Origin of the sequence: Streptomyces atratus (assembly GCF_040655115.1) — a bacterium.
GTDB lineage: Bacteria > Actinomycetota > Actinomycetes > Streptomycetales > Streptomycetaceae > Streptomyces > Streptomyces atratus_D.
The window spans coordinates 236,784-263,769 of sequence record NZ_JBFAJH010000006.1 but is presented as its reverse complement, the minus strand read 5'-3'; the positions used below and the strand labels follow the sequence as shown (position 1 = coordinate 263,769).

The 26,986-nt window shown below is 71.3% G+C and carries 27 protein-coding genes and 3 pseudogenes; 11 read left to right on the top strand and 19 right to left on the bottom strand.

The features are described 5' to 3' along the window. Positions 1 to 115: 115 nt before the first annotated feature. Both AB0I23_RS10795 and AB0I23_RS10790 read left to right on the top strand, forming a co-directional pair. On the top strand, positions 116 to 685 hold the full coding sequence (locus AB0I23_RS10795; RefSeq protein WP_359108810.1) for a methylated-DNA--[protein]-cysteine S-methyltransferase: 570 nt from the start codon (positions 116 to 118) through the stop codon (positions 683 to 685). 65 nt (positions 686 to 750) lie between these two features. Beyond that, positions 751 to 2,070, top strand: coding sequence for an MFS transporter (locus AB0I23_RS10790; RefSeq protein WP_436846913.1), 1,320 nt, complete (start codon positions 751 to 753; stop codon positions 2,068 to 2,070). Positions 2,071 to 2,183: 113 nt separating this feature from the next. Here AB0I23_RS10790 and AB0I23_RS10785 read toward each other — a convergent pair whose 3' ends face one another. Continuing rightward, complete coding sequence (locus AB0I23_RS10785) at positions 2,184 to 2,546, bottom strand: cupin domain-containing protein (RefSeq protein ID WP_359108808.1); 363 nt, start codon at positions 2,544 to 2,546, stop codon at positions 2,184 to 2,186. Between the two features lie 230 nt (positions 2,547 to 2,776). On the opposite strand from AB0I23_RS10785, the gene AB0I23_RS10780 reads away from it, so the two are divergent. Together AB0I23_RS10780 and AB0I23_RS10775 are read left to right on the top strand one after the other, a co-directional pair. Beyond that, entirely contained in the window at positions 2,777 to 3,757 is a 981-nt protein-coding gene (locus AB0I23_RS10780) for a pseudouridine-5'-phosphate glycosidase (RefSeq protein WP_359108807.1), read from the top strand. Beyond that, entirely contained in the window at positions 3,748 to 4,650 is a 903-nt protein-coding gene (locus AB0I23_RS10775) for a carbohydrate kinase family protein (protein WP_436846918.1), read from the top strand. The genes AB0I23_RS10780 and AB0I23_RS10775 overlap by 10 nt, the downstream gene beginning before the upstream one ends. 1 nt (position 4,651) lies before the next feature. On the opposite strand, the gene AB0I23_RS10770 is transcribed toward AB0I23_RS10775, so the two are convergent. From AB0I23_RS10770 to AB0I23_RS10750, 5 genes are all read right to left on the bottom strand, one after another. Beyond that, entirely contained in the window at positions 4,652 to 5,299 is a 648-nt protein-coding gene (locus AB0I23_RS10770) for a uridine kinase (RefSeq protein WP_359108803.1), read from the bottom strand. 44 nt (positions 5,300 to 5,343) lie between these two features. Next, positions 5,344 to 5,583, bottom strand: coding sequence for a hypothetical protein (locus AB0I23_RS10765; protein ID WP_359108801.1), 240 nt, complete (start codon positions 5,581 to 5,583; stop codon positions 5,344 to 5,346). Continuing rightward, complete coding sequence (locus AB0I23_RS10760; RefSeq protein ID WP_359108799.1) at positions 5,529 to 6,512, bottom strand: hypothetical protein; 984 nt, start codon at positions 6,510 to 6,512, stop codon at positions 5,529 to 5,531. The genes AB0I23_RS10765 and AB0I23_RS10760 overlap by 55 nt, the downstream gene beginning before the upstream one ends. 76 nt (positions 6,513 to 6,588) lie before the next feature. After that, a complete protein-coding gene (locus AB0I23_RS10755) occupies positions 6,589 to 7,041 on the bottom strand; it encodes a cupin domain-containing protein (RefSeq protein WP_359108844.1) in 453 nt (150 codons plus the stop codon). Positions 7,042 to 7,270: 229 nt separating this feature from the next. Continuing rightward, positions 7,271 to 7,948 (bottom strand): winged helix-turn-helix transcriptional regulator, encoded by a 678-nt coding sequence (locus tag AB0I23_RS10750; RefSeq protein ID WP_359108797.1) that lies wholly within the window; start codon positions 7,946 to 7,948, stop codon positions 7,271 to 7,273. A gap of 85 nt (positions 7,949 to 8,033) precedes the next feature. Here AB0I23_RS10750 and AB0I23_RS10745 point away from each other — a divergent pair, with 85 nt between their 5' ends. Then, positions 8,034 to 9,245, top strand: a complete 1,212-nt coding sequence (locus AB0I23_RS10745; RefSeq protein WP_359108795.1) for a pyridoxal phosphate-dependent aminotransferase — start codon at positions 8,034 to 8,036, stop codon at positions 9,243 to 9,245. After that, a complete protein-coding gene (locus AB0I23_RS10740) occupies positions 9,242 to 9,895 on the top strand; it encodes a peptidase (protein ID WP_359108793.1) in 654 nt (217 codons plus the stop codon). Before AB0I23_RS10745 ends, AB0I23_RS10740 begins: the two co-directional genes overlap by 4 nt. Positions 9,896 to 10,185: 290 nt before the next feature. On the opposite strand, the pseudogene AB0I23_RS10735 reads toward AB0I23_RS10740, so the two are convergent. Together AB0I23_RS10735 and AB0I23_RS10730 are read right to left on the bottom strand one after the other, a co-directional pair. Further along, positions 10,186 to 10,271, bottom strand: a pseudogene (locus tag AB0I23_RS10735). Positions 10,272 to 10,303: 32 nt separating this feature from the next. Beyond that, on the bottom strand, positions 10,304 to 11,035 hold the full coding sequence (locus AB0I23_RS10730) for a DUF7873 family protein (protein WP_359108792.1): 732 nt from the start codon (positions 11,033 to 11,035) through the stop codon (positions 10,304 to 10,306). 231 nt (positions 11,036 to 11,266) lie between these two features. Between AB0I23_RS10730 and AB0I23_RS10725 the strand changes: the two genes are divergently transcribed. Continuing rightward, a complete protein-coding gene (locus tag AB0I23_RS10725; RefSeq protein WP_436846912.1) occupies positions 11,267 to 11,797 on the top strand; it encodes a DUF3574 domain-containing protein in 531 nt (176 codons plus the stop codon). A 472-nt stretch (positions 11,798 to 12,269) separates the two neighbouring features. Here AB0I23_RS10725 and AB0I23_RS10720 read toward each other — a convergent pair whose 3' ends face one another. The 3 genes from AB0I23_RS10720 to AB0I23_RS10710 all read right to left on the bottom strand — a co-directional run bounded on the left by AB0I23_RS10720 (position 12,270) and on the right by AB0I23_RS10710 (position 17,538). Beyond that, positions 12,270 to 13,562 (bottom strand): SWIM zinc finger family protein, encoded by a 1,293-nt coding sequence (locus AB0I23_RS10720; RefSeq protein WP_359108790.1) that lies wholly within the window; start codon positions 13,560 to 13,562, stop codon positions 12,270 to 12,272. Beyond that, positions 13,559 to 16,492, bottom strand: a complete 2,934-nt coding sequence (locus tag AB0I23_RS10715; protein WP_359108788.1) for a DEAD/DEAH box helicase — start codon at positions 16,490 to 16,492, stop codon at positions 13,559 to 13,561. Before AB0I23_RS10715 ends, AB0I23_RS10720 begins: the two co-directional genes overlap by 4 nt. Before the next feature lie 95 nt (positions 16,493 to 16,587). Beyond that, entirely contained in the window at positions 16,588 to 17,538 is a 951-nt protein-coding gene (locus tag AB0I23_RS10710) for a slipin family protein (protein WP_359108786.1), read from the bottom strand. 205 nt (positions 17,539 to 17,743) lie between these two features. Here AB0I23_RS10710 and AB0I23_RS10705 point away from each other — a divergent pair, with 205 nt between their 5' ends. Beyond that, positions 17,744 to 18,088, top strand: a complete 345-nt coding sequence (locus AB0I23_RS10705) for a hypothetical protein (RefSeq protein ID WP_359108785.1) — start codon at positions 17,744 to 17,746, stop codon at positions 18,086 to 18,088. 101 nt (positions 18,089 to 18,189) lie between these two features. On the opposite strand, the gene AB0I23_RS10700 is transcribed toward AB0I23_RS10705, so the two are convergent. From AB0I23_RS10700 to AB0I23_RS10690, 3 genes are all read right to left on the bottom strand, one after another. Beyond that, the gene (locus tag AB0I23_RS10700) at positions 18,190 to 18,633 is read right to left on the bottom strand and encodes a DoxX family protein (RefSeq protein ID WP_359108783.1); all 444 of its coding nucleotides are present in this window, start codon (positions 18,631 to 18,633) and stop codon (positions 18,190 to 18,192) included. A gap of 250 nt (positions 18,634 to 18,883) precedes the next feature. Beyond that, entirely contained in the window at positions 18,884 to 19,579 is a 696-nt protein-coding gene (locus tag AB0I23_RS10695) for a class I SAM-dependent methyltransferase (protein WP_359108781.1), read from the bottom strand. A gap of 86 nt (positions 19,580 to 19,665) precedes the next feature. After that, positions 19,666 to 20,799, bottom strand: a complete 1,134-nt coding sequence (locus AB0I23_RS10690) for an ADP-ribosylglycohydrolase family protein (RefSeq protein ID WP_436846911.1) — start codon at positions 20,797 to 20,799, stop codon at positions 19,666 to 19,668. Positions 20,800 to 20,862: 63 nt separating this feature from the next. Between AB0I23_RS10690 and AB0I23_RS10685 the strand changes: the two genes are divergently transcribed. Beyond that, the gene (locus AB0I23_RS10685; RefSeq protein ID WP_037691836.1) at positions 20,863 to 21,141 is read left to right on the top strand and encodes a DUF6343 family protein; all 279 of its coding nucleotides are present in this window, start codon (positions 20,863 to 20,865) and stop codon (positions 21,139 to 21,141) included. Between the two features lie 169 nt (positions 21,142 to 21,310). Here the strand turns inward: AB0I23_RS10685 and AB0I23_RS10680 are convergent, their stop codons facing one another. From AB0I23_RS10680 to AB0I23_RS10665, 4 genes and pseudogenes are all read right to left on the bottom strand, one after another. Continuing rightward, a complete protein-coding gene (locus AB0I23_RS10680; RefSeq protein ID WP_359108776.1) occupies positions 21,311 to 21,679 on the bottom strand; it encodes a tetratricopeptide repeat protein in 369 nt (122 codons plus the stop codon). Between the two features lie 91 nt (positions 21,680 to 21,770). Next, positions 21,771 to 22,385, bottom strand: a complete 615-nt coding sequence (gene coaE / locus AB0I23_RS10675; protein WP_359108775.1) for a dephospho-CoA kinase — start codon at positions 22,383 to 22,385, stop codon at positions 21,771 to 21,773. Positions 22,386 to 22,449: 64 nt separating this feature from the next. Then, positions 22,450 to 23,388, bottom strand: coding sequence for a PAC2 family protein (locus tag AB0I23_RS10670; protein WP_359108773.1), 939 nt, complete (start codon positions 23,386 to 23,388; stop codon positions 22,450 to 22,452). 83 nt (positions 23,389 to 23,471) lie between these two features. Further along, positions 23,472 to 23,951 (bottom strand): annotated as a pseudogene (locus tag AB0I23_RS10665) (flavin monoamine oxidase family protein); the annotation flags it as partial. On the opposite strand from AB0I23_RS10665, the pseudogene AB0I23_RS10660 reads away from it, so the two are divergent. Then, positions 23,905 to 24,084: pseudogene (locus AB0I23_RS10660) on the top strand (hypothetical protein); the annotation flags it as partial. The pseudogenes AB0I23_RS10665 and AB0I23_RS10660 overlap by 47 nt on opposite strands. A 160-nt stretch (positions 24,085 to 24,244) precedes the next feature. Here AB0I23_RS10660 and rpsA read toward each other — a convergent pair. Next, positions 24,245 to 25,756 (bottom strand): 30S ribosomal protein S1, encoded by a 1,512-nt coding sequence (gene rpsA, locus AB0I23_RS10655; protein WP_359108771.1) that lies wholly within the window; start codon positions 25,754 to 25,756, stop codon positions 24,245 to 24,247. Positions 25,757 to 26,153: 397 nt separating this feature from the next. Here rpsA and AB0I23_RS10650 point away from each other — a divergent pair, with 397 nt between their 5' ends. Beyond that, positions 26,154 to 26,966 carry a class I SAM-dependent methyltransferase gene (locus AB0I23_RS10650; protein ID WP_359108769.1) on the top strand — a complete coding sequence of 271 codons (813 nt, stop codon included), beginning with the start codon at positions 26,154 to 26,156 and terminating at the stop codon, positions 26,964 to 26,966. Positions 26,967 to 26,986: the final 20 nt, after the last annotated feature.

Genomic DNA, 26,986 nt, shown 5'->3' with positions numbered 1-26,986 from the left:
GCCGGACAGAACAACCGGAGGACAGCCCAGCAGGGCGTCAGTCAGTGGTGGAGCCACGACCACCGGAACCCACTTACGAGTATCAATGTCAGTGGCCGGCCGTACGGTGGCTTCCATGAACAGCAACGGGGGTGCCGACGGACGCGATGTCGGCGGGAGGGTCGAGTGGGCCGTCGTCGGGAGCGACATCGGGCCGCTGCTGCTTGCCGCGACCGACGCCGGGCTGGTGAGCGTGGTCTTCCACGCCGGGCCCGCCGTGCGGGACAGGGCGGTCGGACAGTTGCGCACCCGTCTCGGGACCGAGCCGGTGGAGGCGCCCGGCTCCGCGCGCCTCGCCGAGCCGATACGCCAGCTCGCGGAGTACTTCGCCGGCTCGCTGCGGGAGTTCTCCCTCGACCTGGACTGGTCACTGACCTCAGGCTTCAACCGCCAGGTGCTCCGCGAGCTGGCGGCGGGTGTGCCGTACGGGACAGTCGTCGGGTACGGGAATCTCGCCGAACGGGTGGGGCAGCCGGGGGCGGCGCAGGCGGTCGGGGCTGCCATGGGGTCCAACCCGCTGCCCGTGGTGGTGCCCTGCCACCGGGTGGTGGAGAGCGACGGCGGACTCGGCGGGTTCGGCGGCGGCCTGGAGACCAAGCGGCAACTGCTGGCGCTGGAAGGGGTTCTGCCGCAGCCGCTGTTCTGAGCTCGGGTGCCCCGGCCGGCCCGGAGCCCGTTTCGTGCCCACGTGCGAGCTGGCACACTCGGTCAGTGACCAACACCTTCGACGCACCTGACACTCCCACCGGCCCCGGCGAACCGGGCGGGCCCCCCACGGGGGCCGCACCCGTCACCGCGGCGGAGCTGCCCGCTCTTCGTCGCAGGACGTCTGCGGTGCTGATCGCCTCCCAGATACTCGGCGGCCTCGGTGTGCCCATCGGTATCGCCCTGGCCCCCGTGCTGGCGACGAAAGTGAGTGGCTCCGAGGCCCTGTCCGGTCTCGCTCCGACCGCGTCGGTGACCGGCACGGCGCTGCTCTCGCTGCCGCTGGCCGCGCTGATGACCTCGCGGGGCCGGCGCCCCGGCCTCGTTCTCGCCTATCTGATCGGTGCGCTGGGCGCGGGCCTGGTGGTCGTGGCCGCCGTCGTGAACAGTTTCCCGTTGCTGTTGCTCGGCATGGCCGGGTTCGGTGCCGGTTCGTCGGCCAATCTGCAGGCGCGGTTCGCCGCCGCCGACCTGGCCGAGCCGGACCGTCGCGGCCGGGCGATCTCCACCGTCATCTGGGCCACCACGATCGGTTCGGTCCTCGGCCCCAACATCGCGGCTCCGGCGGGCCGGGTCTTCCGTTCCACGTCCATACCCGAGACGGCCGGACCGTTCCTCTGGGCTGCGGGAATCTTCCTGCTCGCCGCAGTCGTGGTCGCGGTGCTGCTGCGGCCCGATCCGCTGCTCACCGCGCGTGCGCTGGCCCCGCAGGACAGCCGGTCCGCGGGCGGCCGTTCGCTGCGGGCGGGCCTCGCGGCGGTCCGGGCCTCGCCGATGGCCCGGCTGGCGCTGGTGACGGTGGCCGGATCGCACACCGCAATGGTCTCGATCATGGTGATGACCCCGGTCGATCTGGGCCACCACGGTGCGGACCTGCAGCTGATCGGCCTGGTCATCAGCGGCCACATCGCGGGCATGTACGCGTTCTCACCGGTGATGGGCTGGCTCTCCGACCGCTTCGGACGGCTCGCCGTGATCGGTCTGGCCGTCGGGCTGCTGTCCTGCGCCGCGCTGCTGGCCGGCACCGCCGGTCCCAGTCATGGCCGGACGGCCGCCGGTCTGTTCGTGCTCGGGCTCGGCTGGTCGGCAGGCCTGGTTGCCGGTTCGGCGCTCCTCACCGACTCCGTGCCGCAGCCCGCCCGCGCCGCCGTGCAGGGTCTGTCGGACCTGACCATGAACACGGCGGCGGGCATCGGCGGTGCGGTCGCCGGAGTGATCGTCTCCCAGGCGGGATACGGCTGGCTGAACGCGGCCGGCGCCTGTCTGTTGCTGCCGATAGCGGCACTGGCGCTGCGCCGGGCGCTGTCCCGGGCCGCCACCACCTGACCGGACCGCGACACCGGGCCACGGCACCGGCCCACCTGGCCGGCCCACCTGGCCGGGCCGCAGGACCCGGGAGCGGGACCGGACCTCCGGCGCCCCGGGCAAGGGCCGGGCTCTCAGAGGCTGATGTGGTACGCCTTGCGCAGCGTCTCGTGCACGGTCCACGTCGTACGGTCGCCCTCGCGCAGGACGCAGGCGTCACCCGGGCCGATCTCCAGCGTCCCGCCGTCCTCGACCGCGACGGTCGCGCGCCCGCTGACGACCACGAACAGCTCGTTGGCCTCGGTGTCGGTGACCACGCCGGGCGTGATCTGCCAGATCCCCCGCAGCTGCTTGCCGTCCGGTGACTCCCAGAGCACCTTGCCGGTCACGACGGGCTCACCCGAGACGATCTGCGCGGGGTCGAGCGGTTCCGGTTCGAGGTCGGCGTCCGGGATGTGCACGGCGAAGGAAGTGGGAGCTTGATCAATTGTGGTCATGGTCGGTCACCCTAACGACCACATCGGGCGGTCGTGCCACCAGGACCGGTGGAAGGCGGCCGACCCGCCCGGCTCGCGCGGGTGCGCCGGTTGTTGCGGTGGTGTCGACGTGGGCCCGTGTCGAGGACGACGTCGAACCACGCGCCGCGGAAGGGCAGGCCCGCACGTCGGCGGCCGTTCGGATCCCGGGAAACGTTTGAGGCCGGGCCGCCCGCGACAGGGATGTGGACATGTCACCGAATCCGCCGCACCGCGCCCACCCGTACGCACCGGCCCTCTCCACCGAGGTACGGGAAGCTCTCGCCGCGCACCGCCCGGTCGTGGCACTGGAGTCGACGATCATCGCGCACGGTCTGCCGCGACCCCGGAATCTGCGGGTCGCGGAAGAGCTGGAAGAACTCGTACGGTCCGCGGGGGCCGTCCCCGCGACCATCGCCGTACTGGACGGAAGGGCCCATGTCGGCCTGGACAAGTCCCAGTTGAAGCGGGTCGCCGGGGATCCGACGATGCGAAAGCTCGGGCACCGGGACCTCGCTCCGGCGCTGGCGACGGGAGCGAGCGGGGCGACGACCGTGTCCGCGACGGCGTTCCTCGCGGCCCGCACCGGGCTGCGCGTCTTCGCGACGGGCGGCCTCGGCGGTGTACACCGGGAGTGGACCGAGACCCAGGACGAGTCCGCGGATCTCCGGCTGCTCGCACGGACCGGCATCACCGTGGTGTGCGCGGGCGTGAAGTCGATCCTGGACGTCCCGGCCACGCTGCAGCGCCTGGAGACGCTCGGGGTCGGAGTGCTCGGCTACCGCACGGAGCACTTCCCCGGCTTCTATCTCAGCAGCTCGGGCGAGCCGGTGGACTGGACGGTGCGTACGCCCGAGGAGGTCGCGGAAGTGATGCGGGCCGGGAAAGCGCTCGGCGGTCCCCCCGCGGCGCTGATCGTCGCCAACCCCGTACCGCACGAAGACCAGCTGGATCCCGCCCTGCACGACCGCGTCCTGGCGGAGGCGCTGGACGCATGCCGGGAGCGCGGCATCGTGGGCCAGGCCGTCACACCCTTCCTGCTTGATCACCTGATGCGGCAGACCGAAGGGGCGTCGCTGGAGGCCAACGTGGCGGCGGTACGCGGAAACGTATCGCTTGCGGCGCGGATCGCCGTCTCCTGGGCCAGGATCCACGAAGGACCGCTGGAGCGGGACCTGGCAGGATCCCCGTGACCGGCGGCGGCCTTCTCGTCGTCGGGGACGTGGTCACGGACGTGGTGGCCCGGCATGTCTCGCCACTCGTCCACGGCACGGACACGGTGGCGCGGATCAGCACGCTGCCGGGCGGGGCCGGCGCCAATGCCGCCTGCTGGGCGGCACGTTCGGGATGCCGGGACGTGCGGCTGGTGGCACGGGTGGGCGCGGACGCCGCGGCCTGGCACGAGAAGGTGCTGCGGCGGGCGGGGGTGCGTCCTCTGCTGGTGGTGGACGACGAGGCACCGACCGCCACCGTCGTCGCGCTCGTCGATTCCGCGGCCGAACGCACCTTCCTCACCGACAGCGGCGCCGTGCTGCGCCTCTCCCCCGCCGACTGGTCGCCGTCCCTGCTCGACGGCGTCGGGCATCTGCATCTCTCCGGCTACCTTCTCTTCGCCGCGACGAGCCGCGCGACGGCCCTGCTCGCCCTGCGGGAGGCCCGACGGCGGAACATCCCGGCGAGCGTGGATCCGGCCTCCGCGGGCTTCCTCGCCGCACTCGGCGTCGACACGTTCCTGACGGCCGTGCAGGGAGCACACCTGCTGCTGCCGAACGCGGACGAGGCCCGGCTGCTCACGGGACTCCCCGAACCGGCGGACGCCGCGTCCAAGTTGAGCCTGATGTTCCCTCAGGTCGTCGTGACCCTCGGCGAGGAGGGTGCCCTGCTCGCCACCGGAGGGACGGTGACCGGACGCGTTCCGGCCGTTCCGGTGCGCGCAGCGGTGGACTCCACCGGGGCGGGCGACGCGTTCACCGGAGGGTTCCTCGCGGCGCGGCTGGCGGGGGCGGACGAGGCCACGGCCGCGGCGGCGGGCTGCCGCTCGGGCGCCGAGGCGGTCGCAACGGTCGGCGGCCGACCCGGCGGGTGACCTACCCGCCCCCGGGCAACCCGGTCCAGGCGGGGTGGAGCGGATCGTCGGCCCGGACGACCGCGTCCGCACGCCCCGCGGGCTCCACCTCGTCCTCGTACCGCGCGAAGGCCGGCAGTGTCCACCGCTCTGTCTCCTCGGTGCGCCGCCGCAGCGCCCCCGGCGAGAGCCGAAGATGAAGACTCAGGTCGAACGGGAACCAGTGCCCCAGCAGCAACGGCCCGTGCATCACCAACACACCGCCTTCGGGCAGGTGTTGATACGGGCTGCGGGTGGCCCGGTCCGTCACCGGGTCCCACAGATCGGGCAGTACCCGCCCGCTGCCACCCGCCTCCAGCGGCCCGAAGACCTCACGCCAGAGCGCTCCCGTGTCGAACCAGCTGTCGACGTACGAGTCGGGGTCCTGCTTGCCGTACTCGTAGCGCAGGCTCGCCGGGCGCAGGAAACCCTCGGTGGACACGACGAGCACGGCACGGCCGCGGATCCGCAGCTCCTGGGCGACACGCCCGGCCACATCCCCGGTGCGCGCGGCCGGAGCGCCGTCGACGGCGACCTTCAGCCAGGGGCCGCCGTCGGCCGGTGTCAGCCCGTCGGCGTGCGCGGCAAAGGATTCGGCCAGCCGTTCCCAGGTGATCGCTTCATATCGCACCCGACCATCATCACTCCCGGCGCCGGTTGGTCAGCGCCGGTCCGTCAGCGTCGGCCGTCCCACCAGCGGGGCGCTTCGTCGTCGGGCACGCCGGGGCTCGCGAAGTGGAACGGGACGCCGAACCGCTCGGCGAGCACCCGGCCGGCGCGTGCCGCCTCATCGCTCCCCGCATCACCGATCCGGAAGTCCGCGAGGGTGGCCTCCTCCCACGGCTTCGCCAGCACGGCCGTCAGCACGACGATCCAGCCCCGGGTGTCGCCGTCCCGGACCGCCTCGAAGGCCACCGGCCTTCCGGCAGCGCGTCGGCGGCCGCGACGAGGGTGTCCACGTCATGGCTGGGCGGGGGCGGCATGCGGTCGGCGAGCGCGGTGTGCCGCGCGCTCAGTACATCCATGCAGTCGTGCGGCCCGGGCGTCGGCTCGATGCCGCACTCCCGCATCACGCGCACGGCCTGGATGTTCCGGCCCCGGACGACGAGGACGTCGACCTGCTCGCGCACGGCAGCGGGGAGTGACCGCCAGAGGAGCTGGGGAAGCTCCTCCGCGGCCAGGCACATCACCCGGTCGGCGAGCGGCCGCAGACCCGGTTCGCGGGCGGCTGCCGCCTCGGCGAGGCGTGTGATGACGGCGGCCCAGTCGCCGGGGCCGGTGGCCGAGACGGTCTCCGGTGCGTCGATGCGCCGGAAACCGCGCTCCAGCAGTCCCTGGGCGATCCGCGTCTGCCCGCGCAGTACGGCCTTCCTCGCGGCGACCGCATGGGCCGGCGCGCTCGCGGGCCGCGACCAGCCGTCACCGCGCGCCGCAGGATTGTCCCGGTCGTAGTCGGGCCGGTGGGCGACCGATGATGCGCCGATCTCCAGATCCACGCGCCAGAAGAGCGGAAGTCCGCGGAAGGCCGCGAAGAGCAGGCGGCGTTTACGGGAGTGCTGCAGATCGGGGTCGGAACGCAGCGATTCGAGTGGCCGCACCGCGGCAAGAATCTCCGGTGCGGCAGCGACAGCGGCGTCGAAGCGGTCGTCGGGCACGGTCCAGGCGATGTCGATGTCGCTGTAGGCGTCCGCCGTTCCGCAGGCGAGCGACCCCCGCAGTTCGGTGCGGGAGCCGGGGCACCGGGCGCCGAGCGCCCGCAGCAGTTCCTGCGCGAGGACCGCACGGCGCGCCGGGTCGGGAGCGCCCGTGTTCTCCTCGTCCTCCGCCTCCGGGTTCTCCGTCACAGCCCCTCGCTCCTGCCCTCGTGCGGGGAGACGCCCGCCGGCCGGCGTCGGCTGCGGGCGGGCCTCTCGCGCTACGTCACTTCTGCGCGCCGCAGTCCACCGCCTCGGCGTCCTCGGACAGCGCACTCCCCTCGGGCAGCAGATAGGTCACCCAGAGTACGACCGGCTCGGTGCCCAGGTTCCGTCCGATGTGGCGGTGGTTGGCCCCGGACGGTTCGATGAACGAGGTTCCCGCGGGTGTCACCTCGACCGAGCAGTCGTCCAGTGTGCGCGTCAGCGTCCCCGACTTGACGACGGCGATCAGCTGGCCGCTGTGGGTGTGCCAGCCGGTGGAGCCGCCCGGCTCCAGGGTGATCGTCCGGAAGGTCACGTCCGTACGGCCCTTGGGCGTCTTCACCTTCAGCTTGCCGACCGATGTGCCCTTCGCGACAACCGTGCCGCTCACCCCGCTGCCCGGGGTGGCGAGGGCCGCCGACGGTACGAAGCCGAGCGCCGCCACGCAGCCGCCGATGACCAGGGCCTTACCCATTCGCCCCTGCGGCCCCTGCTGTTCCTGCGCCCCTTGCCCGCCTTGCAGTTCCTGCTGCCCCTGCCGTCTGCCGACTCTCACGCGAATTCCCTCCGCCTCGGTGTCCCGACATCCCAAATGACCCGACGCTACCCGGGAGTTGTTCCTCGGAATCACCTCGATGCAGAGGTCTTCAAGAAGGTCGCCACGAAGGTCCTCGCCAAGACCGCCGCAACGGCCCCCGCAAGCGTCATGCGCCGCGCAGCTCAGCGGCCAGCGCTCCCTCGCCCGCGACCTCGATCCGCCCGTCCTCCACCGCTTCGGCAAGGGTGAATTCGCCTCGTCCGAGCGCGAGACAGACCTCGTCGTCGAGCACGATCCGGGCATCTGCGTGAGCGGCGGGTCCGTCCCCGTACGCCCCCTTGCCGTCGGCCGGTCCGCTCGATCCACCCACGCGCACGTGGAACTCCCCTTCATCGAGGCGGACTTCGACCACTCCCGCCTGGGTCAGCCCGTCCAGCGCGCACAGCAGAGGCAGTGCGAACCAGTGCGCCCGCACCGCATCCGTCGGCCGCCGCTCGCCGATCGCCGGCGTGCCCCACTCGGCAAGCGCGGCAAGGACCGGCAGCAATCCGTGCCCGCGCTCGGTCAGTTCGTACACCGAAGCGGCGGCGGGCGGCGGCAGCCGGCGGCGGGTGGCCAGGCCGCTCTGTTCCATGTCCTTGAGCCGGGAGGCGAGGACGTCCGTGCTGACGCCGGGAAGGTCGGCGTGCAGATCGGTGTAGCGGCGCGGCCCCGCCAGCAGTTCACGGACGATCAGCAGGGTCCAACGGTCACCCACGGAGTCGAGGGCCCGGGCGGTGGCGCAGAACTGGTCGTAACTTCGGCGGCGCGCGGGGCGTGCGGGCGGCTGCTGCGGACGTGGCATGCGACGCAGTCTAGACATGTTGTTGGACTTTCCAAGTCCGAGCTTGGTAAAACCAAGTATCACAATCGGGTCGGGGAGGCACCGCATGGAATTCCGGCAGTCCAGCAAGCTCAACGAGGTCTGTTACGAGATCCGAGGCCCGGTCATCGAGCACGCCAACGCCCTGGAGGAGGCGGGCCACAGCGTGCTCCGCCTCAACACGGGCAACCCCGCGCTCTTCGGATTCGAGGCGCCGGAGGAGATCGTCCAGGACATGATCCGGATGCTCCCGCAGGCCCACGGCTACAGCGATTCGCGCGGCATCCTCTCCGCCCGCCGCGCCGTGGCGCAGCGCTACCAGGCGATGGGGCTGACCGACGTCGGGGTGGACGACATCTTCCTCGGCAACGGGGTGTCCGAGCTGATCTCCATGTCCGTACAGGCGCTGCTGGAGGACTGCGACGAGGTGCTCATCCCGTCGCCCGACTATCCGCTGTGGACCGCGGTGGTCACCCTCGCGGGCGGCAAGGCCGTGCACTACACCTGCGACGAGGCGTCGGACTGGAATCCGGACCTCGCCGACATGGCAGCGAAGATCACCGACCGCACCAAGGCCGTCGTGATCATCAACCCGAACAACCCGACCGGCGCCGTCTATCCGCGCGAGATCCTGGAAGGCATCCTCGACCTGGCGCGCAGGCACGGTCTGCTGGTCCTCGCCGATGAGATCTACGACCAGATACTGTACGACGACGCCGAGCACCACAGCGTGGCAGTCCTCGCCCCTGACCTGGTCTGTCTCACCTTCAGCGGTCTGTCGAAGACGTACCGGGTGGCAGGGTTCCGCTCCGGCTGGATGGTGGTGTCCGGCCCGCAGCAGCACGCCCGCAACTATCTGGAGGGCCTGACGATGCTCGCCTCCATGCGGCTGTGCCCGAACGCTCCCGCGCAGTACGCCATCCAGGCCGCGCTCGGCGGCCGGCAGTCCATCCGGGAACTGGTGGCCCCGGGTGGCAGGCTGTACGAGCAGCGCAACCGGGCGTGGGAGAAACTCAACGAGATCCCCGGGGTCTCGTGCGTGAAGCCGAAGGGCGCACTGTACGCGTTCCCGCGCATCGACCCGAAGGTGCACAGCATCGTCGACGACGAGAAGTTCGTCCTCGATCTGCTGCTGCGGGAGAAGATCCAGGTGGTGCAGGGCACGGGCTTCAACTGGCCGCGTCCCGACCACTTCCGGATCCTGACCCTCCCGTACGCCGACGATCTCGACGCGGCGATCAGCCGCATCGGCCGCTTCCTGAACGGATATCGCCAGTGACCTGCCCCGCCTGCCGGTTCGCCGTGCATACGCAGTTCGCCTCGCCGGAGCTCGTGGGCCCGATCGTCGAGGGCGGACTCGATCCGGCCGCCGACCCGGGCTGGACGGACTCGGGCGCGGACTCGCCCGCCGAGTACGCGCGCTGGGCAGGTCACCTGTGCGGTGTGACCTGTCTGCGCATGGCGCTCGGCGCCGGCTCCCCGCCCCTGTTCGCCCTGCGTGACGGCGCGCTCAAGTACGGCGCGTACACGGAGGATGCGGAGGGAGTGATCCGAGGTCTGATCTACGCCCCGTTCGCGGAGTACGCACGGGAGGTGCACGGCCTCGACGCCGTCGTCCACCGGCACCTGTCGACGGACGAGATCGTGTCCCTGCTGGACGAGAGGCGGACGGTGATGGCGTCGGTGCACTACGGGATCCGGCATCCGGAGCGGCCGGCTCCGGGCCGGGGCGGTCATCTGGTGCTGGTGACGTCCCGTACGCCGGACGGCGACGGCGTCCACTTCCACAACCCGTCGGGCACGACGGCCACCACGCGGGCCGCGGAGCTGCCCCTGGCGGACTTCGAGCAATTCTTCGCCGGGCGCGGGGTATCGCTCGCCAACAACGCCCGACGGGGGCCGCAAACGGGAGCGGGCCCGGGGGCGTAGCCGGCCCCCGGGCCCTGAGTGATGCCGCCCATGCGGCACGCCGGCACTTTTAAGAGCCCGGGTCAGTCGTCATATCGCCGCGTCCTTCCTTTAGACGACCGCAGATCGAAGCTCCGCGGGTTGGAGTCGAACCAACATCTCGACGCGCATGGGCCCGAGCCCGTTTGATCCGGCGATCGGCGGCGAATGCTGAGTCTGGAGCAAGAGTCTGAGATTGATCGCGGTCTGCCTCTGCCATTTGGGCTACCCCGGCCCGTGCGGTCGCACCGACCGAATCGGTGCGGCCCGAATGCCGGGGGGAGGACTCGAACCTCCACTGGAACCGCGTCGTCACGACAAGCTTCAGTTTCAGCTTGCGCTCCTCGCGCACCCCGGCCGTGACAATGTGGCCGGGGAATCCATGGTCGGCTACCCGAAGAGGTAACCGAATACCGCATCACCCACCCGCTGGTCGGTGACTTCCACGCCGTTGGCCTCCTCGCGGGCGAACTTCACGGCCTGCTGGAGCTTCTCCACCCGGTCCAGGAGTTCATTGATGCGCCGCGCGGGAAGAGCCCCGGAGAACTTCACGGTCGTCCAGTACCCGATCGGGACGTCCTCGTAGTACACCTCGACCTGCGCCGGGTGCTTCTCGGTGGCCTCCGCCTTCACATGGTTGCGGGGCACCTTCTTCGTACGGAGGGTGCGGACCGGCTCGGTCTTCCAGGAGTCCGTCGACGGGTCCTGGGTCCACGCCTCGGCGGTGTCGAGCACCGGCAGCTTGCGCACGAACGTATTGATGTCCGTCAGCTGCTTCTCCAGGAAGAGCAGATACGACACCGGCACCTCGGCCACGAGCACCCGGCCGTCTACCTTCACGTCCGCGCGGGCCGCGCAGTTCGCCCAGTCCTTCGTGGCGGTCACATCGAAAAGCCGGGTCAGCGTCGCCGCGGTGTTCCGGAGCACGTCCTCGGCCTTGATCTGCACCAGCGTCGACTCGGGCGGAAGCTGCTCACCCTCTTCGTCCTTCGGCTGGTAGGTCCGGGAGATCCCGGCCAGCAGCCCGGCCTTCTGGAGGCCGTGATGCGCCGCCGTCAGGTCCTGGTGAGCCTTGGACTTGACGCCTTTCTCCACTGCGATGATCTGATTGAGTTTCGCCACGTCAGGGACGTTAGCACCGCCAACCCGTCCGGAACGAAGGGTTTTTGGCGTAGGGAAGTTCGCCGGCACCACTCCGTTTCCCACGCTGCCCCTCGACCGTACGGGTGGTTTCCCCCGCCTGGCCATGTCCTGCCGCTCTCCGGCGCGGGCCCCTTGTCACAGTGAGCCACGCGCGGTCCGCGCCCGCCCCCTCCTCCCGACGAAGGCCACCCCTTGTCGCTCCTCCCCCACTTGACCGGCCGCCTCAGCCGCCCGAGCCCGACCACCGGCGGCAACGACAGCCCGCACGGCCCTGGGCGGCACACCGCACTCACGGTGGCCGCCACTGCCCTTGCCGTACTGGCCACCGGCGTACCTGTCGCGTACGCCACCCTCGGCAGCGACACGCCCGCCGTCTCGCAGCCTGCCGCGTCGGCCGCCCTCGCCCGTGGCAAGGCCTACATCGAGACTCGGCTGCTCTTCGGTACGGAACGCCCGGACGGCGGACCCGCTGTGACCGACCGGCAGTTCCTCGCGTTCGTCGACAAGGAGGTCACCCCGCGCTTCCCGAACGGCCTGACCATCCAGGACGGCCGGGGCCAGTGGCGCAACTCCCACGGGGTGATCGAGCGGGAGCGCAGTTACGAGCTGATCCTGCTCTACCCGGCGACCGAGTCACGCGTGCGCGATGCGCAGATCGAGCGAATCCGCGACGCGTACGAGAAGGCGTACGCGCAGGACTCGGTGGGCCGCCTGGAGGAGCGTACGACCGCCGATTTCTGACGACATCGCCTGTCCTGGGCCGCACGCCCGGTCAGCCGCCCTGCCTCCGTCGCCGTACGGGCCCTGCGCGCGCGGGGCCGGCTGTTCCAGCAGGCCGGACCGTGGGACTCCCGCCGCGTCCCCCGGGAACAGCGCCGGCCGAACGGCCGCCGCGACGACTCCGGGCATGCAAACGATCAGGTCTTCACCGTCGTTGGGGGGCGGGACTTCCGGTACGACCCGTACCGCGACTCTCTTGTCTGCACACATGGCGACTGGTCGCCGTCGCCGCTGACCATGAAGAAGATCATCGAGTTGGCCTGAGAGCACCGGGTGGCGGCGCACGGCGCCGGCCGCGGGCCGACCCATCAGGAGACGGGTCGTTCCGGAAGGCGCGGCTGATCGTTCCGCCGGTCGCCGTTGTGCTGCTGATCGCTGTCCTCGGCCACCTGCGGAGCCGACGGACGGCCGGGAAGGCCGGCCGGAGCCGGTGTCAGCGGCCGAGCAGAGCCATGAGTGCCCCCACCGGGTCGGTGTCCGGCATCGCGCGGGGCCACCAGTCGTCCTTGTCCCGGTCCGATTCGTAGCCGTACCAGCGGCCGTCGTGGCCGAAGCGGAGCTGGAGCGTGCCCTCGGGGTGGGTGAGGTGGTTGCGCCAGGGCTGGAATCGGGGGAAGTCGCCGGCGGCGAGGGCGGGGCGGGCCCGGTCGAAGGGACCGGCCGGGGGGTCCCAGGGAGTCTCCAGGACGTCCAGCCCTTCGGCGCCGCCCTGGCGCCAGGCGGCCACGGCGCGGGCCAGGTCGGTGGTGGTGCGGCCGGTGGCGTAGGCGAGCTCGCGGTAGAGGGCGCGGGTGGTGGCGGTGAGCCCGGCGGTGGGACGGGCGGCGGCCAGCCGGACGGCGTCCTGCCAAGGTGTGAGCCCGGCGAGCGGATCGTGTCCGGTGGTCAGGAGCGTGAGTGCGCGGGCCGCCGCGTCGGTGGCGAGGTGGTCGAGGGCGAGCGGGTCGCGGGTGCCGGGCAGTTCGGGGTACGCGGGCGGCTGACCGGGATGCGCGGGTTCCGGGAGCGGGGAGGGCAGCGGCGGCAGGTATCGGTCGGCGAACGCTTCGCGGGCCGCCACGGAGGGGGTGGCGGCGGCCGTGGGCCGTTCCCGGGCGGAGTGCGCGGCGTTGCGCCGGCCCAGCTCCTCGACGAGTTCGCGCTCGCCCCGGCCGCGCAGCAGCAGCAGGACGAACGGGTCGGTGTCGAGCAGGCGGGCCATCTGGTAGCAGAGGGCGGCGACGTGCTTGCACGGCCAGCCGTGGTCGGGGCAGGAGCAGCTCGGGTCGAGGTCGTTCGCGGCGGGCAGCAGTCCGATGCCGGTCTCGGCCGCCGTGTCGACCAGGCCGTGCGGCATCTCCTTGGCGAGCAGCGCGGAGAGATGGCCGGGCCGTTCGGCGGCGGCGTCGAGGAAGGTGTCCCATCCGGTGTCGGTGAGGGTCCGCAGCCGCAGTTCGGTCCGGTACGGGCGGGGGCGGCTGCCCTGGACATAGGCGACGACGCGGCCGGGAGTCACGGTGATCGCGGCGACATGGCCACTGTCGGCGTACGTTCGGCCGCGGGCGAGGCGTCCCTCGTCCATCGACAGGGATTCCAGCGCCGCCACCCAGGACCGGCCCCACCAGCTGTCCGCGAACGGTTCGCCGCCGTCGGACGTGCGGGGCGGCACGGCGTCGAAGGTGCGCCGCAGGTCGTCGGGGCCGGGGCGGGCGCGGACGTACGACACGGGCTGGGAGCGGGGGCTCATGACGGCCTCCGGAGCGAGACGAGGTCGGCGAGGTCACGGTCGCTGAGTTCGGTCAGCGCGGTCTCTCCGGTGCCGAGCACCGCGTCGGCCAGGGCCTGCTTGGCCGCCAGCATCTCGCCGATCCGGTCCTCGACGGTGCCTTCCGCGATCAGCCGGTGCACCTGGACGGGCTGGGTCTGGCCGATGCGGTACGCGCGGTCGGTGGCCTGCTCCTCGACCGCCGGGTTCCACCAGCGGTCGTAGTGGATGACGTGGGCGGCGCGGGTGAGGTTCAGTCCGGTGCCCGCCGCCTTGAGGGAGAGCAGGAAGACGGGTACCTCGCCGGACTGGAAGCGGTCCACCATCCGTTCCCGTTCGGCCACCGGCGTACCGCCGTGCAGGAGCTGGGACGGGACGGCGCGCGAGGCGAGGTGGGCGGAGAGGATCCGGGCCATCGTCACGTACTGGGTGAAGATCAGCACGGAGCCGTCCTCGGCGAGGATCGTGTCGAGGAGTTCGTCGAGCAGGGCGAGCTTGCCGGAGCGGCCGATGAGGCGGGTCGGCTCCTCCTTCAGGTACTGCGCGGGGTGGTTGCAGATCTGCTTGAGCGAGGCCAGCAGCTTCATGATCAGACCGCGGCGGGCAATGCCTTCCGAGGCCTCGATGAACGTCATCGTCTCGCGTACCGCCGCCTCGTACAGCGTGGCCTGTTCGCGGGTGAGGAAGACGGGGTGGTCGGTCTCCGTCTTGGGCGGCAGCTCCGGGGCGATGCCCGGATCGGACTTCTTGCGGCGCAGCAGGAACGGCCTGACCAGCCGGGAGAGACGCTCGATCGCCTCCTCGTTCCCGAGTCCTGCCGCGGTGCCGGTGTTCTCGACGATCCGGGCGTGCCGGGCACGGAACGCCTGGAGAGGGCCGAGCAGCCCGGGGGTGGTCCAGTCGAGCAGGGCCCAGAGCTCGGAGAGGTTGTTCTCCACCGGGGTGCCGGTGAGAGCGATCCTGGCCGGGGCCGGGACGGTGCGCAGCGCCTTCGCGGTGGACGAGTGCGGATTCTTCACGTGCTGCGCCTCGTCGGCGACGACAAGTCCCCAGCTGTGCTGGGCGAGTTCGGCGGCGCTGGACCGCATCGTTCCGTACGTGGTGAGGACGAATCCGTCGTCGGGGTCGTCGAGCGTGCGGTCGGTGCCGTGGAAGCGGCGGACGGGAACCCCTGGGGCGAAGCGGTTGATCTCCCGGTGCCAGTTGCCCAGGAGGGAGGCGGGGCAGATCACCAGGGTGGGTGCGGGGTGCGCGCGGTGCAGATGCAGGGCGATCACGGTGATGGTCTTGCCGAGTCCCATGTCGTCGGCGAGGCAGCCGCCGAGTCCGAGCGATGTCATCCGGTCGAGCCAGGCCAGGCCGCGCAGTTGGTAGTCACGGAGCGTGGCGTCCAGTCCGGGCGGCGGCTCGATGGTCGTGTCGTCGGCGAGGATCCGGGTGCGGAGTTCGGCGAGGGCACCGGCGGGCACCGCCTCGACCTGTTCGCCGTCCACCTCCGCGCTGCCGGTCAGCACGACGGCGAGGGCGTCCACCGGGTCGAGCAGGCCCAGCTCACGCTTGCGCGCCCTGCGTACGAGCGCGGGGTCGACGACGACCCACTGGTCCCGCAGACGCACCACCGGGCGGTGGGCCTCCGCGAGGATGTCCATCTCCCGCTCGGTGAGCTGCTCGGCGCCCAGCGACAGCTGCCAGTTGAAGGAGAAGAGCTGCTCGGCGTCGAAGAACGAGGTGCCGTCGGTGGCCGAGCCGGGCGCGGGCCGTACGACGGCGGTGGCAGTGAGGGAGCGGACGAGTTCACGCGGCCAGTGGACGCTCACGCCTGCCGCAGCCAGCCGCGCCCCGGCGTCGCTCAGCAGCTCGTACAGCTCGCCTTCGGTGAGGGCGAGCACGTCAGGGACCGGCTGGTCCAGCAGCCGGTCAAGCGGTGCCCAGACGCGGGCGGCTCGGCGCAGCGCGAGCACGGCGTCGATCCTGGCCCGCGGCCCGAAGGGTTCTCCGCCGCCGCCGTTCCACAGTGCGGCGGCGTCGATGACGTACGTCGGGTCGGCCAGGCTGTGCACCTGCGTGATCGCCGCGGCGGCGTGCCGCGCGGCGCCGCCGCGGTGCACGTCCGCGGCGTTGGCCGCGGAGTCTTCGGTGGTGTCGTCGGCGTCCGGGCCGCCGTACGTGTCGGCGGTGTCGAAGAGTTCGTACGCCGACAGGTCGAGGCGGAGCGACACCCGTACGCCCGCGTCCAGACCGGCAGCGACCTCGGCGGCCCAGTCACGGGCGCGGGGCAGATGCTGGGCCTCGCGGGCCGCGAAGGGCGCCCCCATCGCATAGGCCGCCGCAGGTGTCCGGGGCAGGGTGTCGGCGACGGCGTCGAGGAACGCGCCGACCAGCGACTCGGGGTCCGGGACCCGAAGCGGTGTGCGGTCCGGGAGCGGGACGGCATGCGCCTCGGGTGGCATGGCCGCGGCGATCGCGCGCAGATGGGCGATGTCCTCCGCGTCGCGCGGACCGGCCCGCCAGGCGTCGTGGTCCCCGGCCGTCAGACCGGGGACCAGCCGGCCGCGCGCCACCAGGTTGAGCGCATGGAGTGCGGCCGTTCCCCAGCAGCGGGCGGCCGGATGAGCGGACTGCCGGTGCCGCACGCGGACCAGCAGGGGCAGTGCGTCGGCGACGGGCAGCAGGACGGCGGGCACGGCACGAACACGGACATCACCCCGCTGCCCGTGACGTCGCACGACAGTGATCTCGGCGCCCTCGGCCGACCCGGCCGAGGGCGCCGGAAGCGGGCCGTCGTCCGGGTCCCAGAAAGCGACTCGGCCGTCCCTCGGCAGCGACGCGGGCAGGAAGACGGCAGCGCAACGCAGGAAGCGGGCCGTGGCCGCGTCCTGCGCGTCCTGGTGCACACGTCCTGCCGAGGTCATCGCTCCCGTCCCGCGCTCGATCGTCCTGATCTCGCTGACTCCACGAGTCTAGGCGGGGGGTCTGACAGCCGGTCCTCGACCGGCATTCGCGCAGGTCAGTGCCTGGCGAGTGGCTTCGTGCCAGTGACCCGCGCGGGCCCGGACACCGGCGGAGCGGCGGCTGGTACAGGCGGCGGAGGCGGAGGCGCGGCCGCAGGCACCACGGGCGGCATCTGTTGCGGTTGAGCCTCCGGCTGCGGTTGCTGCTGCGGTTGCTGCTGCGGTTGTTGCTGCTGCGTCTGTCCGGGCTGCTGCGCCCGCTCCAGGAAGCGGAGCAGCTCCACCGGGAACGGCAGCACCAGTGTCGAGTTCTTCTCCGCCGCGACCGCGACCACGGTCTGCAGCAGTCGCAGCTGCAGCGCGGCCGGCTGGGTGGACATCTCGGCGGCCGCTTCCGCCAGCTTCTTCGATGCCTGCAGCTCCGCGTCCGCGTTGATGACCCGCGCGCGCCGCTCGCGGTCGGCCTCGGCCTGGCGCGCCATGGACCGCTTCATCGTCTCCGGCAGCGATACGTCCTTGATCTCCACCCGGTCGATCTGGACGCCCCAGCCCACCGCGGGGCTGTCGATCATGAGCTCCAGTCCCTGGTTCAGCTTCTCCCGGTTCGACAGAAGGTCGTCGAGGTCACTCTTGCCGATGATCGACCGCAGGGATGTCTGCGCCATCTGCGACACCGCGAACCGGTAGTCCTCGACCTCCACGACCGCGCTCGCCGCATCGACCACCTTGAAGTAGATGACCGCATCCACCCGCACCGTCACGTTGTCCCTCGTGATGCCGTCCTGCGCCGGCACGGGCATCGTCACGATCTGCATATTGACCTTCCGCAGCCGCTCGATGCCGGGAAGGATCATGGTGAATCCGGGGCCGCGCACATCGTTGCGCAGCCTGCCGAGCCGCAGCACGACGCCCCGTTCGTACTGCTTCACGACCCGCGCAGCGGCCATCGCGTAGACCACACCCACGGACGCCGTCGCCGCTATCGCGACCACCAGTTCTTCGACCATGACGGCCCCCTGAAAGCCGGAAATACCTGATTCACGCCGCTATTACCACGTTATGCCCATTAAGTACACCGGGCGAACCCTGACCCACGGGATGATCACCCGGCAGGCCCCGCACCGGATGCCGGGGCGGCCGGGAGAGGGCAGGGTGACCATCGTCAGCACCTGATGTACGGACGAGCCGGACGAGACAGACGAGGACCCGCCCATGCCCGTGATCGATCAACGACGCCGCCGTCTCGGCATCGCAGCCGGGACCGCGCTCCTGAGCCTCACCGTCGCCGGCTGTTCCGGCCTCGGTCGCACCGCGGTCGGGCCGGTCACCTACGTCACCGAGCGGGATGCCGTGATCAGTTTGAACAGCCCGTCGGTAAAGGGCTGCCACCGGCTCGTTCCGGGCGCCAAAGCAGTGCAGAACGGGACCCTGATCGACATCATCCTGTACCGGACACGGGACTGCACGGGCCCGGGGACGGCGTATCTCGCCACCACGTTCACCGATGTGAACGCAGCGGCCTCCCTCCCCTGGCGCAGCTTCAGCACGGTCCACTGACCGCGGTGGCGGCGAGCCGCCGCAGCCCGGCACCGAGGGGCGTCCGCGGGACGCTGTTCGGTGCCGGGCTGCGGCAGTGGACGTACGGAGGCCCGCTCGCCCTACGCGCGCCGGCGGACGAGCGCGACCAGCTGTGCCGTTCTGTCCCGCTGCTCCCGGGCGATCAGGACGACCAGCCCGATGAGCAGTGCGGGCATGATCGCGTTCACCGGGTCGAGCAGCGTCAGTTGGACGATGGAGGCGCCGGCCAGCAGTCCGGCGAAGGCCATCGCCGCGACGCCGGACAGCAGGGGTACCAGCAGGGCGATGGCGCCTGCCATCTCCAGGGCGCCGATGAGGTACATCGCGCCATGGCTCCACCCCATGCGGTCGAAGGACTCGATCGCGGTTTCATGGGCGATCAGCTTGGCGGACGCGCTGAAGGCGAAGAACAGGGCGAGTACGACCCGTGCGACGGTCAGCGCGACCGCACCGCGGCTGCGTGCCGTCTTCTCGGTCGTGGCGTCGGCGGTCGTCGTGGTCGTCGCCGTCGTGGTCTCGGACATCGGGGTCTCCTCGAAGAAGCGTCGCGTGAGAGTGCGTACGCAGGGGTAGACCCCACCGCCGTCCGGAACTCATCGCACCTCCGCGCCCAAGGGCTGTCCCGTCATCCCGGGTGGATCGGCGCGCGGCCTCGGATGCGGTGCGTCGCAAGGCGGAGGGACGTCCGTCCACTGGATGTATTCGGACGTTCCGGCAACGCGGCGAGGTGCCGCAGCTGTCGTCGTGCGCCCGCCGGGGATGACGGGGCAGCCCTTAGGTGGGCAGCGCCCGCACCCACACACCGTCAGCCGTGAGATACCGGTCGACGGTCAGTCCCGCCGCCTCCAGGTGTCCCTCGAACTGCTCCTTCGTCAGCTGCCGCGACAGGAAGGTCTGGGTCCATCGCGCATCGTCGAAGACGTACTCCGCGCGCACCGCGTTCACCTCGTCGCCGACGGGGTCCGCCGAGACGATCCGCACGATGCCGCCGGACGGATCGACACGCTCCCGCGGCAGATCGGTGCGGTAGTCGACGCCCTCACGCTGCAGCAGTACGACGCCTCCCTCCCTGACGTGCCGCCGGCAGGCGCGCAGCATTGCGTCGCGTACCCGGTGTTCGCTCGTGTGCACCAGGTACGACGCCAGCATCACCACGTCGAAGGTCTCGTCACCGAGGTCGAGGGACTCGATGGAGCTCTGCACCGTACGCGCGCCCCGTACGTGTTCCAGCATCTCCGGCGACTCGTCCACGGCCGTGACATCGAAGCCGCGCTCGACCAGCGCATGGGTCACGCGGCCCGCCCCGCAGCCGAGTTCGAGAATGCCTGCGCCGGCGGGCACCGCCGCAGCGATCACATCCGGTTCACTGCCGACGGACAGCCGTCTGTACAGCTCGACCGCGCAACCGTCCGGAGTGATCGAGCCGGGTCCCGTCCCTGAATATCCCTCACGCACCAGTCGTCCGCTCATATGCAGCCGAACGAACGGGGGTTGGGCGCGGTTCCCGGCACCCGGGCACCCTCCCGCTCCGGTCTCCTCTCACCGTCCGGCGTCCGTCAGCACACCGGGTAGCGTTCCTGCGGCCACGCCACCGCCTGCTCGAACTCGAGGCACAGATCATCGGCCAGCTCGGCGATCACGGCCCGTCCCTCCGTCAGGACGAGCCAGGACGCAGGGAGTTGCACGTCACCGTGGTGGGCGCCGAGCAGATTGCCGCAGACCGAGCCGGTGGAGTCGCTGTCGCCCGAGTGGTTGACCGAGAGCAACAGCGACTCCGCCACCTCGTCGGCGCCGGGCAGCACCAGGGCGCAGTACACGGCGATGGCGAGGGCCTCCTCGGCCACCCAGCCCGCCCCCAGCGACTCCACCTTCTCGGCGGTCGGTGCCCCGTGCGCGGCCAGGTCGACGGCCGCGCGCAGCACCGCCGTCGTCTCCTCGTGCCCCGGATGGCGGGCCAGCAGCTCCATGGCGCGCAGCACGGCCCCCGCCATCGAGTCGCCCTCCAGCAGATGGGCGATGATCGCGGCGAAGGCCCCGGCGGCGAACGCGCCGGTCGGATGCCCATGGGTGATCCGGGCACAGCGGGCAGCGAGCGCGAAGCCGGTCGCCGCTCCCTCGCCGATCAGGCCGAAGGGTGCGGACCTCATCACCGTGCCGCACCCCTTGGACCCGGTGTTGACCGGACCCGGCAGGCCGATCGGTCCCGTCGGGTCGGGGATGTGGCCGGCCCCGAGTCCGGTCAGGCAGGCGTTGCCGGGGGCCCGGCGGGCGTACAGGAAGCGCTGCTGCCGCAGCCACCCGGTCCGTACGAGGTCGTCCCCGCCGCGGGCCGGCGGTGCCGGGTGATTCTGGGTGTCGAGCCAGCGCAGATAGGCGTTGCGGACGATGGCGGTCTCGGCGCCGCCGATCCCCTTCGACATGGCCCGGGAGTGCGCCCTGATCAGCCCTTCCGCGGTGAACAGGGTCATCTGTGTGTCGTCGGTGACCCGGCCGACGACTCCGTCCCCGTCCGCGACGAGTCCCCGGACGCCCCGCTCCCCGTATGCCCGGCGGATACCGGAGAGCGACAGGAATTCCACCGGGTTTCCCAGTGCGTCCCCGATCGCACCGCCGAGCAGCGACCCGCGGACCCGGGCCCGGCGGGCGGCGCTGTTCCCCCGTGGTGTGCCGTTCACGGACGGTCCCCACATTCTGTCGTCGTCGTTGCTCGAAACCGCCGTCGCGGGTCCATCCTGGAAGGAGAGGCGATCGACATGCGTACCGGTAATGAACCGATGACCGCGCGTAGCCCGCTGCGCCTGCGGCTGTGCCTGAGTCTATGGGGCATGGCCTGGGCACTCTTCGGCCTGACGGCCTTCAGCCTGGTCGACCGCCCGGGTTGGGCCGCGGCCTGCGGTCTGCTGCTTCTGCTGACGCTGGTGGATCTGGTGGTGATCGTCCACCACATCCATCAGGGCCCGCACTACCAGCCGGGCCGCAACATCCCCCCGTACGAACCGGACCACGGCGGACGCGGCCGGTACGGGCACTGACCTTCCGGGCACCGGCGCAGAGGTCCGTCATCACGAACAGGCCAGTGGGGACAGACGTCGATGCCGCACGGCCCGAGCCCACGCGGGACACATTTGGCGGCCGGGGCCTGATCGCAGCTGCCGAGGGCCCTTGCCGAGAGCCGTGATCCCCATGGACGGGACCGCGGCGTCAGCGGTCCGTGTCGAAGCGGGCCGCCCGCAGGTACTCCGGGTTCGGGTCGAGTGCGGCGGCCAGCCGGAAGTGACGCACGGCCTGCTCGGAGCGGCCGGAGCGCTGGAAGGTGCGGGCCAGCGCGAAGTGCGCGAACGCGTTGTCCGGTTCGCGCTCCAGGACGAGTTCGAATTCGAGCTCGGCCGGGCGCAGTTGGGCGGCGGCAAAGAAGGCGCGGGCGCGCAGCAGCCGGGCGGCCGTGTTCTCCGGATGGGCCGCGATCACCGAGTCCAGCAGCTTGACCGCGCCCCGCGGATCGCGCGCGGCCAGCAGGCGTTCGGCCGCGCGGAAGTCGATGACATGGGTTTCCGGGGTCCTCTCGGGCACGGTCGCATCCTTCCCTTCGTCGACGCGTTTCCAACGTCCGGCCGGGTGCCGGTATTCCGGTCGGTGGACCGGCCCGCAGCGGCCCGCCGTGTCAGTCCCGTCCGGACGCGGCGGCGGCCCGCTGCGTCAGTTCCTCCCAGACCTTGCGCACCTGTGGCTCCAGCGCCTCCAGCGGTCCGTCGTTGTCGACGATCAGATCGGCGACGGCCCGTCGCTGCTCGCGGGTGGCCTGCGCGGCCATCCGGGCGCGGGCCTCGGACTCCGTCATGCCGCGCAGCCGTACGAGCCGGTCGAGCTGGGTCCCGGGGGCGGCGTCCACGACGACGACCAGGTCGTAGAGCGGGGCGAGTCCGTTCTCGGTGAGGAGGGGGACGTCGTGGACGACGACGGAGTCGGGGCCCGCCGCCCGCTCCAGTTCGGCGGAGCGGGCGCGGACCAGCGGGTGGACGATCGCGTTGAGCGTGGCGAGCCGGTCGGCGTCGGAGAAGACGATGGCGCCGAGCTTCGGCCGGTCCAGGGTGCCGTCGGCGGTGAGGACGCCGTCGCCGAAGGCCTCGACGACGGCCGCGAGTCCGGGGGTCCCGGGCTCGACGACCTCGCGCGCGATCCGGTCGGCGTCGATCAGGACCGCTCCGTACGAGACGAGCAGTCGTGACACTTCGCTCTTGCCGGCGCCGATCCCGCCGGTCAGGCCCACTTTCAGCATGGTCGGCAGCCTAGTCCGGCCTCCGGGGCAGGTCATGGCCCGGTCACGCCGTACGCACCGACGCTCAGCCGTCGCCCTCCCGCTCGGCGAGGAACCGTTCGAATTCGAGGCCGATCTCGTCGGCGGACGGCAGGTCGACCGGTTCCGCGACCAGGTTGCCGCGTGTCTCGGAGCCCGCGAGCGCGTCGTACTGGTGCTCGAGCCCCTCGACGAGCGAGACGAGCTCCTCGTCGCCCTGGTCGATCTGGCGGTCGATCTCCGTCTGCGTGCGGTGGGCCTCCGTACGCAGGGAGTGCGCGATGCCCGGCAGGACGAGGCCGGTCGCGGCCGTGATCGCCTCCAGCGCGGTGAGCGCGGCGTCCGGGTACGCCGAGCGGGCGACGTAGTGCGGCACATGGGCGGCCACACCGAGGACGTCGTGCCCGGCCTCCATCAGCCGGTACTCGACCAGTGCCTCGGCGGAGCCGGGAACCTGTGCCTCGTCGAAGGGACTGCGGTGGCCGGGCATCAGGTCCGTGCGGTTGCCGTGCGGCGTGATGCCGACCGGCCGGGTGTGCGGGACACCCATCGGGATGCCGTGGAAGTTGACGGCGAGACGCACCCCCAGCCGCTCGACGATCTGCTCGACGGCGGCGGCGAACCTCTCCCACTCCACGTCCGGCTCGGGCCCGGACAGCAGCAGGAAGGGCGCCCCGGTGGCGTCCTGGACCACCCGGACGTCCAGCGTCGGGGTCTCGTACGCCGTCCAGCGGTCGCGCCGGAAGGTCAGCAGCGGGCGCCGTGCGCGGTAGTCGACGAGCCGGTCGTGGTCGAAGCGGGCCACGATCTGGTGCGGCAGCGTCTCGAGGAGGCCGTCCACGATCTGCTCGCCGGTCTCACCCGCGTCGATGTACCCCTCGAAGTGGTAGAGCATGACCAGGCCGGCCGACTCCTGGGCGAGCGCCATGTCGACGACGGCCAGGCCCTTCGGCTCCCATTCGTACAAACTCTGCGGATCAGGCACGGTTACCGCTCCTCCTCGTATTCCCAGAGAAGAACGCCCGGCGGGGCACAGGCATTCCCTGCCTGTGCCCCTTAACAGGGTGGTTACGCCAGCACGCGCGCGTGCAGCGCGGTGACCGCCTTCCGTGCGGAGGTGAACGCTCCGTGCTGCCAGGCGCCGGTGTGGCTGAGGTAGCCACCCGCGAAACAGACGCGGCCCGCGGCCTGGTTGAGGGGGGCGAAGGCCGGGGCGTCGGGACCGCCGGACAGGGGGTGCCGGGCGGCCTCCAGGTGCGGGGTCTGGCGCCAGTGGCGGGAGAAGGACGAGGCGAGTTGCGTACGGTACTTCACGCCGTGGATCTTCACACCCTGCGCGACGGCGCGCGCCTCCCGATCGCGCGGGGTGAGCGCCGCATACGCGTCGGCCTGCGCGCCGTAGTTGTCGTAGCCGATGAGGGTGCCGCGCTCCCCGTGCTGCCCGTACGACGGGTACCGGATGTGCGCGAGGTCCATGTCCGTCTCGGTGATGCCGCCGTAGATCCGGTGGTCGGTCTCCCACCAGCGGCTGCGGTACTCCGGACCGAGCGCCGGCGCCGGCGCCGCCACGGTCATCGACGTGAGCACCGCCGCCCATCTCAAGACGGCCCTGGCCGCCGCGGTCCCCGGTGACACGATCCGGCTCGCCGACGGCGCGTACACCGGCAACTTCGAGGCGACGGGGGGGCGGCAGCAACACCGTCACCGGCGCCAAGGGCCTGACCGACATCACGGTCACCCCGTAGAACCGGACCCCGTACACGAGTGAGGCCCGCTCCCCCGAGGGGAGCGGGCCTCACTGTCAGCTACTGCGATCGATGACCGACCGGAGGGTCAGAGCGTCAGCTCTGGCCGCCCGCCAGCTTCTCGCGCAGGGCAGCCAGGGCCTCGTCCGACGCCAGGGCGCCGGAGTTGTCCGCGGACTCCGAGGAGTACGAGCCGCCACCGGTGCCGCCGGAGGCAGCCGGGGCACCGCCGGCCGGAGCAGCAGCGCCCTCGGCCGCAGCGGCCTCGTCGGCCTCGCGGGACTTGATGACCTGGGCGCGGTGCTGCTCGAAGCGCTCCTGCGCCTCGGCGTACTGCGTCTCCCACGCCTCGCGCTGGGTCTCGTAGCCCTCGAGCCAGTCGTTGGTCTCGGGGTCGAAGCCCTCGGGGTAGATGTAGTTGCCCTGGTCGTCGTAGGACGCGGCCATGCCGTACAGGGTCGGGTCGAACTCGACCGAGGCCGCGTCGGCGCCGAACGCCTCGTTGGCCTGCTTCAGCGAGAGGCTGATGCGACGGCGCTCGAGGTCGATGTCGATGACCTTGACGAAGATCTCGTCGTTGACCTGGACGACCTGCTCCGGGATCTCCACGTGGCGCTCGGCCAGCTCGGAGATGTGGACCAGACCCTCGATGCCCTCGTCGACGCGCACGAACGCACCGAACGGAACGAGCTTCGTGACCTTACCGGGAACGACCTGCCCGATCTGGTGCGTACGGGCGAACTGCTGCCACGGGTCTTCCTGCGTCGCCTTGAGCGACAACGAGACACGCTCGCGGTCCATGTCGACGTCGAGAACCTCGACGGTGACCTCCTGGCCGACCTCGACAACCTCGGAGGGGTGGTCGATGTGCTTCCAGGACAGCTCGGAGACGTGCACGAGACCGTCGACGCCACCGAGGTCCACGAAGGCACCGAAGTTGACGATCGACGAGACGACGCCGGAGCGGACCTGACCCTTCTGCAGGGTCGTGAGGAAGGTCTGACGGACCTCGCTCTGGGTCTGCTCGAGCCAGGCACGGCGGGACAGGACCACGTTGTTGCGGTTCTTGTCCAGCTCGATGATCTTGGCCTCGAGCTCCTTGCCCACGTAGGGCTGGAGGTCGCGGACACGACGCATCTCGACGAGCGACGCCGGGAGGAAGCCGCGGAGGCCGATGTCGAGGATGAGACCACCCTTGACGACCTCGATGACGGTACCGGTGACGATGCCGTCTTCTTCCTTGATCTTCTCGATGGTGCCCCAGGCACGCTCGTACTGAGCGCGCTTCTTCGAGAGGATCAGGCGGCCTTCCTTGTCCTCCTTCTGGAGAACCAGGGCCTCGATCTCGTCGCCGACCTTGACGACCTCGTTCGGGTCGACGTCGTGCTTGATCGAGAGCTCGCGGCTCGGGATGACGCCTTCGGTCTTGTAACCGATGTCGAGGAGAACCTCGTCCCGGTCAACCTTGACGATGACACCGTCAACGATGTCGCCGTCGTTGAAGTACTTGATCGTCTCGTCGATCGCCGCGAGGAACGCGTCCGCGTCGCCGATGTCGTTGACCGCAACCTGCGGAGTGGTGGCGGTGGTCTCGGTGCTGCTCGTCATGTGGGAAAGGGCTCCGGTACGGACAGTGAGTCGTAGGTACTGCTACGCCGAGAGCCCCTATCGCCTCTGCAGAAGCCGGACAGCCTGGGAAGCACCCGACCCGCGGAGCAGGAGGCGCCTCGTGAACCGAGGGGACATGCAACAGATGCGAGCGCGGCCTGCTAGGTCTGAGGCGCGCAGGCTCGCAGCGCAACTTGTAGCATACGGGGGCAGCCGGGCAGGGTCAATGCGCCAACGCGCACACGGGGGACGCAGGGGCCCAAACCCGGCACAATTCATGTTCTCCGAGGCCACATCAGTCCCGGCCGTGTTGCGCGACTACGGTTCCGTACCCACAGGTACCCCTAGGTACGTACCGCGCGCGGTGGGGTGAAGGCAAACTACAACGACGGACACGATGAGCCAAGAGATCTGCACCACCGAACCGGAAGCGACCCGCCGCAGCGCAGGGGAAGCGGAAAGCAGCCGGGCAAGTCGCGGCTGGTGGGACCGGAACGCCGACGAGTACCAGAGCGACCACGGCGCCTTTCTCGGCGACGACCGTTTCGTCTGGGGCCCGGAGGGTCTCGACGAGGCCGAGGCCGGCCTGCTCGGCCCCGCGGAGTCGCTGAGCGGCCTGGACATCCTGGAGATCGGTGCGGGCGCGGCGCAGTGCTCGCGCTGGCTGGCCGCGCGGGGCGCCCGCCCCGTCGCCCTCGACCTCTCCCACCGCCAGCTCCAGCACGCGCTGCGGATCGGCGACGAGGTCCCGCTGGTGGAGGCGGACGCCTGCCTGCTGCCGTTCCGGGACGGCTCCTTCGACCTGGCCTGCTCCGCCTATGGCGCGGTGCCGTTCGTCGCCGACCCCGTACAGGTCTTCCGGGAGGTGCACCGGGTGCTGCGCCCGGGGGGCCGCTGGGTCTTCTCGGTGACGCATCCGATCCGCTGGGCGTTCCCGGACGAGCCCGGACCCGAGGGGCTGTCCGTCGCGGCCTCCTACTTCGACCGCACCCCGTACGTCGAGCAGGACGAGCAGGGCAACGCCGTGTACGTCGAGCACCACCGGACCGTGGGCGACCGGGTGCGGGACGTGGTGGCCGGCGGGTTCCGCCTGGTCGACCTGGTCGAGCCGGAGTGGCCCGCCTGGAACACCCAGGAGTGGGGCGGCTGGTCCCCGCTGCGCGGAAACCTGATCCCGGGCACGGCGATCTTCGTCTGCGTGCGGGACTGAGCGCGGGCCCGGAGGACCGG